Here is a 6,722-nt window from a genome sequence, read left to right as displayed (position 1 = left end):
GGTCGCGCCAGCCCCGCCGCCGGCGCCGGCCACAACGGCCGAGCCGCCGGCGCCGGCCGCACCCGGCGAGCCGGCCGTGCCCGCCGACCACGATGCCGCTTCCGGCGGCCCCGCCGCGTCCGCCGGGCGGGATGCCACCGCCGATCCGCCCACATCGGCCAGCGCGGAGAACCCGCCAACGAGCACCGGCGAACCCCACGCTGGCACACCCGCCGGCCCGGGCGGGGCCGGCGAGCCAGCGTTCTCCGCCTTCACCCCGTCGCCCAGGCAGCGCCACGCCACCGCCGACCCCTCGGCGGCTGACTCCCCGCCCGCCGACGAGCAGGGCGGGCCGGTGGGCGGCTGGTTGCGCCCGGCCCACCGACAGCCCGCCGCCGAGCCGGCCGAGGGTACGGCAGCGACTGGCCCGGACGGCCAGGCGGAACCGGCCGAAGGGGTGATGGATGTCGCGCTCGCCGCGCCGATCGGGGCATCATCGTCCAGCGTGGACGAGACCGCCCGCGACAGCGTCGCCGAACCGACGGCCGAGGAGCCGCCCGCCAGCCCGGGCCCGATCCAGATCGCCGCCGCGCCCCGGCCCGCGACGGACGGTCCCGCCACACCGACCCCCGCCACCGCGCCCACCTCGGGAGCCCCCATTTCCGGAGCCTCCGCCGCGGAACCCACGTCCGGCGCGCCGGCGACCGCGAGCCCCGACACCGTCGTACCGTCGCCGGCCGCCGCGGCCGGTGCGGCCACCGCCCTGCACGCGCCCACGATGCTGGCGCCGATCGTGCGCCCCGCCACGAAGGAGCCGGAGCCCGAACCGGAGCCGGCGCAGCCGGACCCGGAGCAGGTGCTCGCCGCGTACCAGTGGCGGTTCCACCATGAGACGCTGCGCGAACTGGTCGAGGAACCGGACGAGCTGCGGGCGATCCGGGACCGGTTGACCGAGAAGCTGGAGTCAGCGGCGGACAACGCGAGCCGCGCCCGGCTGCTGAGCCTGCGCGCGGTGGTCTCGCGGATCCTCGGCGACCTGGGCAAGGCGCTCGCGGACGGCAGGCTGGCGCTGACCCACGCGGAGGCGACCGGGCAGTTGCGGCGGATCGCGATCGCGCAGGCCCGGTTGGCGCACGTGCACCAGTGGCGGGGGGACTTCGCGGAGGCGGACCGGCTGTTCGAGGAGGCGAACTCGTCCGAGCTGCCGGATCGGCTGCGGGCGACGATGCACGAGCACGCCGGGCGGTCCTGCTACGACCAGGGCCGGTACATGGAGGCGTGCAACCACTTCGAGAAGGCCCTGGAGCTGCGCAAGGTCGAGGACCCGGAGCTGATCGCCCGCACCGAACTGGCCCTGGACGCGGTGTTCCGGCGGGTGGCCGAGAACGGGATGGGCCCGTACCCGCGCAGCCGGGACGAGATTCTCCAGGTGCATCGCCCGCCGGTGCCGGCGTTCAGCGACCGGGTGCTGCGGTGGGGCTACGAGAATGCCGAGGGGCAGAAGGTCATCGCCCCGTCGTACGCGGACGCGCAGCCGTTCCGGGACGGTGTGGCGTGGGTGCGCCGGCCGGAGGTGGAGACCTGGGAGCTGATCGACGAGTCCGGCGCGCTGTCGATCGACGCGAACGCCGGGTACCTGGGCGTCGGCTCGTTCTCGGACGGGCTGGCGTGGGTGTCGCGGGACGGGCACGGCGGCTGGATCGCGATCGACAAGAGCGGTCACGTGGCGATCGCGGGCGGCTTCGACGACGTGCGCCCGTTCCGCAAAGGCGTGGCGTCGGTGCGGCGGCAGGGCCGGTGGGGCGCGGTCGACAAGACCGGCCGGCCGGTGGTGCCGCTGCAGTACACCGGCTTCGTGACCGCGCTGACCGACGGCCGGTACGTGGACGGGTTCACCGACGAGGGCCTGGCGATCGTGGACGCGGACGGCCGCAAGGGCGTGGTGGACCGGTCCGGCGCGGTGCTGGTGCCGCCCGCGTACCCGGCAATGGTGATCCACCCGGTGGCGTACCTGATCGCCGGGGCGGAGGGGCGGTGGGGCGCCCTGGACCGGCGCGGGCAGCCGCTCATCGACCCGGTGCACCCGAGCCGGGCGGCCGTGATGGACGAGATCGACCGGTTGCTGGCGGACACCAAGCCGGTCCTGTGAGCCGGGTGACACCGCCTTCCTCGAACCGCCGGGGCGGGCTGCCATATGGTCGACGGCATGGAATTCCGACACCTTGGCCGCTCCGGCATGCTGGTCAGCGAAATCTCGTACGGAAACTGGATCACCCACGGCTCGCAGGTGGAGGAGGAGGCCGCCACCGCCTGCGTGCGCGCCGCCCTGGAGGTCGGCATCACCACGTTCGACACCGCGGACGTGTACGCCGGCACCCGGGCCGAGGCGGTGCTGGGCCGGGCCCTGGCCGGCGAGCGGCGGGCCGGTCTGGAGATCTTCACGAAGGTCTACTGGCCGACCGGCGAGGGCCGCAACGACCGCGGCCTGTCCCGCAAGCACGTGCTGGAGTCGATCGACGGCTCGCTGCGCCGGCTGCAGACCGACTACGTCGACCTGTACCAGGCCCACCGGTACGACTACGCGACGCCGCTCGAGGAGACCATGCAGGCGTTCGCCGACATCGTGCACGCCGGCAAGGCGCTCTACATCGGCGTCTCGGAGTGGACCGCGGAGCAGATCCGGGCCGGCTACGACCTGGCGCAGGAGCTGAAGATCCAGCTCGTGTCGAACCAGCCGCAGTACTCGATGCTGTGGCGGGTGATCGAGGCCGAGGTGGTGCCGACCAGCCACGAGTTGGGCATCGGGCAGGTGGTCTTCTCGCCGATCGCGCAGGGCGTGCTGACCGGCAAGTACCAGCCGGGGCAGCCGCCGCCGGCCGGCTCCCGGGCCACCGACGAGCATGGGGGTGCGGGTTTCATCTCCCGGCTGATGACCGACGAGGTTCTCGGCACGGTGCAGAAGCTGAAGCCGCTGGCCGACCAGGCGGGCCTGACGATGGCTCAGCTCGCGGTCGCGTGGGTGCTGCAGAACCCGAACGTGTCGTCCGCGATCGTGGGCGCGTCCCGGCCGGAGCAGGTGCACGACAACGCGAAGGCGGCCGGCGTGAAGCTGGACGCCGATCTGCTGAAGAAGATCGACGAGATCGTGGAGCCGATCGCCGAGCGGGACCCGGGCAAGACCCAGTCCCCGCGGCAACGCCCGTGACGCCGGTGGGCCGCCCGGGTGCCGGGCGGCCTACCCGCCGGACCAGAAGCGGATCAGGTCGAGGCCGAACCGGTACAGCTGCGGGGGCAGGCCGAGCGCGTCCGCGAGGTGGTACACGCCGGTGAAGAACCAGCCGCCCACCCGCGGGTTCCACAGCATCGCGAACAGCAGCAGGAAGCCGAACGGCGCGATCGCGTCGTAGCCGCGCCGGTACCGCCCGGGCAGCCACGGGTGGAGGATGTTGCCGCCGTCCAGGCCGGGCATCGGCACCAGGTTGAGGACGCTGGCGGTCACCTGGAGGAAGCCCAGGAACGACAGCGCGATCCAGAACGCGGGGTGCGCCGCCGAGTTCACCCCGATCCAGAACGGGACGGCCAGCAGCAGCGCGAACAGCACGTTGGTGGCTGGGCCGGCGGCGCTGATCAGGGTGTGGCGCAGCCGGCCGCGGACGGCGCCGTGGTCCACCCAGACGGCGCCGCCGGGCAGGCCGATGCCGCCCAGGACGACGGCGATCAGCGGCAGCGCCAGCGACAGCAGCCAGTGGCTGTACTTGAGCGGGTTGAGCGTGAGGTAGCCGCGTTGGGCGACCGCCACGTCGCCGCTGCGGAACGCGATCACGGCGTGCGCGTACTCGTGCAGGCACAGCGAGACCAGCCAGCCGGAGAGTACGAACAGGAACGCGTCGAGCCGCACGTTGCCGAAGTTGTTCCAGGTCATCGCGCCGCTGGTGATGAACAGGGCGACCAGACACAGGAATACGCCGCTGGGGCGCAGGGCGTCCCGGGGCACTCCGACGACGAGGCGCCCGCCGGCGAGCCGGTCGCTCATTCGGGCTTGGGCAGCAGGCTCATGCCGCGGTACTCGACCCGGTCGTCCTCCATCAGGGTCACCGAGGTCACGCCGTTGGTGGCCAGGTCGCGCCAGGACTGGCCCATCCAGGACTCCGCGTCGCTCTGGCTGCTGAACGTCTCCGCCGGGCCGGCCACCGGTTGCCCCTGCGGGCCCTCGTACCGCCAGCTCCACGCCATCTCGTCTCTCCCCTTTGCCGCACACCGTTCACCGACCTCGCGGGCGGCTGCCTTCGCCAGCCTAGCCTGGCCGGCTCTAAGGTACGGGCATGCTCATTGACTCCTGGCGCAGCGCGCTGGTCCTCGGGGGGATCAGATCCGGCAAGAGCGAGTTCGCCGAGTCCCTGCTGCGCGACGTCGGGCCGGTGCGGTACGTGGCGACGGCCGCCACGCCGGGGGCGGAGCCCGGTGCGGCGGAGACGGATCCGGAGTGGGCCGCCCGCATCGAGAATCACCGGGTACGCCGGCCGGCCGAGTGGAGCACCGAGGAGGTCGGCGACGACCCGGCCCGGCTGCCCGCGCTGCTGGCCGAGGCGAAGCCGGACGAGACCGTGCTGGTGGACGACCTGGGCGGCTGGGTCGCGGGCCTGCTGCTGCCGGTGGAGTCGGTGACCGCGGGTGCGGTGGAGGCGGCGGTCGCCGACCTGGCGGCGGCGGTGCGGCGGTGTCCCGCCCGGGTGGTGCTGGTCAGCCCGGAGGTGGGCCTGTCGGTCGTGCCGGCCACCCCGCTCGGTCGGGCGTTCGCGGACGCGCTGGGCGGCGCGAACCAGGCGGTCGCCGGGGCCTGCGACGCGGTGGCGCTGGTGGTCGCCGGCCAGCCCACCTGGCTGAAGAGCCCGTCGGGCGAGCCGGCCCCGGCGCGGCTGGCCCCCACCCCCGTGGCGGAGCCGGCGCTGCCCGAGGTCATCGTGCCGACCGAGCCGGAGCCCGCGCGGCCGGCCCGCTCCGGCGGCGGCGCCCTGACCGCGCCGACCATGACGCTGCCGATGCTCGCCACCGGCCTGGTGATCCAGCCGGGCATGGAGCTGCCGATGCCGGACGAGCAGCGGGCCGGCGAGGTGGCCGGGTACCTGGCCGGCCTGGACCTGCCCGGTGCCGGGTTCGGCGAGCTTCGGCGGGTCGTCGAGTTCGCCGCCGGTGCGCGCGGCCGGGTGGACCCGGGGCCGTGGCGCTCGGTGCGGATGCTGCTGATCCACGGCGACCACCAGGGCGGGGCGGCCGCCGGGTGGGGCCCGGAGGAGGCGTCCCGGGTGGCGAACCAGGCGCGGACCGGCGAGGGCCCGTACGCGGCGTTGGCCGCCCGGGCCGGCGCGAGCCTCCAGGTGGTGGACGCGGCGACGACCGCGGCCATGGAGGAGCAGGTGGCGCTGGACCCGGCGGCGGTCGAGGCGGCCCTGCGGCACGGCTGGCGGCTGGCCGAGCAGGCGGTCGACAGCGGCGTGGACCTGATCGTGCTGGGTGCCTGCGGCGCGGGCACCGACGCGGCCGCCGCGGCGGTGCTGGCGGTCGCCACGGGCGCGGAGCCGGCCGCCGTGCTCGGCCGGGTGGTGCGGCCCGGCGGGGTGATCGACGACAACGCGTGGATGGTGCGCTGCGCCACGGTCCGGGACGCGGTGCACCGGATGCGGCACAGCTCGCGCGGCGCCCGGGACGTGCTCGCCGAGGTGGGCGGCGCGGACATCGCGATCGCCACCGGCGTGCTGCTGGGCGCCACCGCCCGGCGCACCCCGGTGCTCCTGGACGGCCCGGTCGGCATCGCCGCCGCGCTGGTCAGCCGGGATCTGGCGGGTCAGGCCCGGCACTGGTGCCTGCTGCCGGACGCGGGCAACCACCGCGGGGTGGTCCTCGGCGCCGACATCCTCGACCTGGAGCCGGTGCTGGACCTGAGGATGGACCTGGGCGAGGGCACCGGTGCCCTGGCGGCGCTGCCGCTGTTCCAGGCCGCCCTGGCGACCGTGCACGCGCTCGCCCCCCGCCGCGACCCGGAACCGGGGCGGCCGGCCGGCGAGGAGCCCGACCCCGACCCATGGGAGCCCGGGTCCGAGCCGGAGCCGGATTCGGTGCCCGCGCCGGACCCGAGCGTCCCGGCTCAGGCCAACGCGGTCGACGACCTCAGCGGCTGGCCGGACGGCGGCGAAGACCCGGTCGGCGACGACGGGAGCGCACCGTCCGCACCGGAGCCGCCCCGGGTCCGCCCGGAGGACCGTGGCTGACGGGCTGCGGCTGGCCCTGACCACGTTCACCGTCCTCCCGCTGCGGGCCGGTCGGGTGGACCGCCGCGCGGCGGGCGCCGCGATGGCCGTCGCCCCGCTGGTCGGCGCGGCGTTGGGGCTCGTCCTGGGCGGGGCACTGATCGGACTGGCCGCGCTGCGCGCCCCGGCGGTGGTCGCGGGCGGGCTCACCGTGGCGCTCGGCGCGCTGCTGACCCGGGGCCTGCACCTGGACGGGCTGGCCGACACGGTCGACGGCCTCGGCTCGTACCGGCGGGGCGCCGCCGCGCTGGCGATCATGCGCAGGCCGGACGTGGGACCGTTCGGCGTGGCGGCGCTGGTGCTGGCCCTGCTGATCCAGGCCGGCGCGCTGGCGGCGGTGGCCGCGCGGCCCTGGCCGGCGGCGCTGGCGGCGGTGGTGGCGGCCACCGCGACCGGCCGGGTGGCCGTGTCGGCGGCGTGCCGGCGGGGCGTCCCGGC

General features: G+C 75.6%; 6 protein-coding genes. 4 read left to right on the top strand and 2 right to left on the bottom strand.

The window, feature by feature from the left end; all coding sequences use genetic code 11:
• Together KJS59_RS30095 and KJS59_RS30090 are read left to right on the top strand one after the other, a co-directional pair.
• A partial coding sequence (locus KJS59_RS30095) for a WG repeat-containing protein (RefSeq protein ID WP_306345210.1) occupies positions 1-2,128 on the top strand: 2,128 nt, incomplete at its 5' end.
• A gap of 57 nt (positions 2,129-2,185) precedes the next feature.
• Positions 2,186-3,184, top strand: a complete 999-nt coding sequence (locus KJS59_RS30090; RefSeq protein ID WP_213457300.1) for an aldo/keto reductase family protein — start codon at positions 2,186-2,188, stop codon at positions 3,182-3,184.
• A 30-nt stretch (positions 3,185-3,214) separates the two neighbouring features.
• Here the strand turns inward: KJS59_RS30090 and KJS59_RS30085 are convergent, their stop codons facing one another.
• Together KJS59_RS30085 and KJS59_RS30080 are read right to left on the bottom strand one after the other, a co-directional pair.
• The gene (locus KJS59_RS30085) at positions 3,215-4,012 is read right to left on the bottom strand and encodes a site-2 protease family protein (RefSeq protein ID WP_213457298.1); all 798 of its coding nucleotides are present in this window, start codon (positions 4,010-4,012) and stop codon (positions 3,215-3,217) included.
• Complete coding sequence (locus KJS59_RS30080; RefSeq protein ID WP_213457296.1) at positions 4,009-4,212, bottom strand: hypothetical protein; 204 nt, start codon at positions 4,210-4,212, stop codon at positions 4,009-4,011. Before KJS59_RS30080 ends, KJS59_RS30085 begins: the two co-directional genes overlap by 4 nt.
• A gap of 89 nt (positions 4,213-4,301) precedes the next feature.
• On the opposite strand from KJS59_RS30080, the gene KJS59_RS30075 reads away from it, so the two are divergent.
• Both KJS59_RS30075 and KJS59_RS30070 read left to right on the top strand, forming a co-directional pair.
• Positions 4,302-6,245, top strand: coding sequence for a bifunctional adenosylcobinamide kinase/adenosylcobinamide-phosphate guanylyltransferase (locus KJS59_RS30075; RefSeq protein WP_213457294.1), 1,944 nt, complete (start codon positions 4,302-4,304; stop codon positions 6,243-6,245).
• The coding region (locus KJS59_RS30070) for an adenosylcobinamide-GDP ribazoletransferase (RefSeq protein WP_213457292.1) at positions 6,238-6,722 on the top strand (485 nt) is incomplete at its 3' end. The genes KJS59_RS30075 and KJS59_RS30070, both read left to right, overlap by 8 nt.

The organism is Rhizomonospora bruguierae, assembly GCF_018397995.1.
GTDB classification, from domain to species: Bacteria; Actinomycetota; Actinomycetes; order Mycobacteriales; family Micromonosporaceae; genus Rhizomonospora; species Rhizomonospora bruguierae.
Note: the sequence above shows the minus strand (reverse complement) of the source record. Positions and strands in the feature narration are given on the sequence as shown.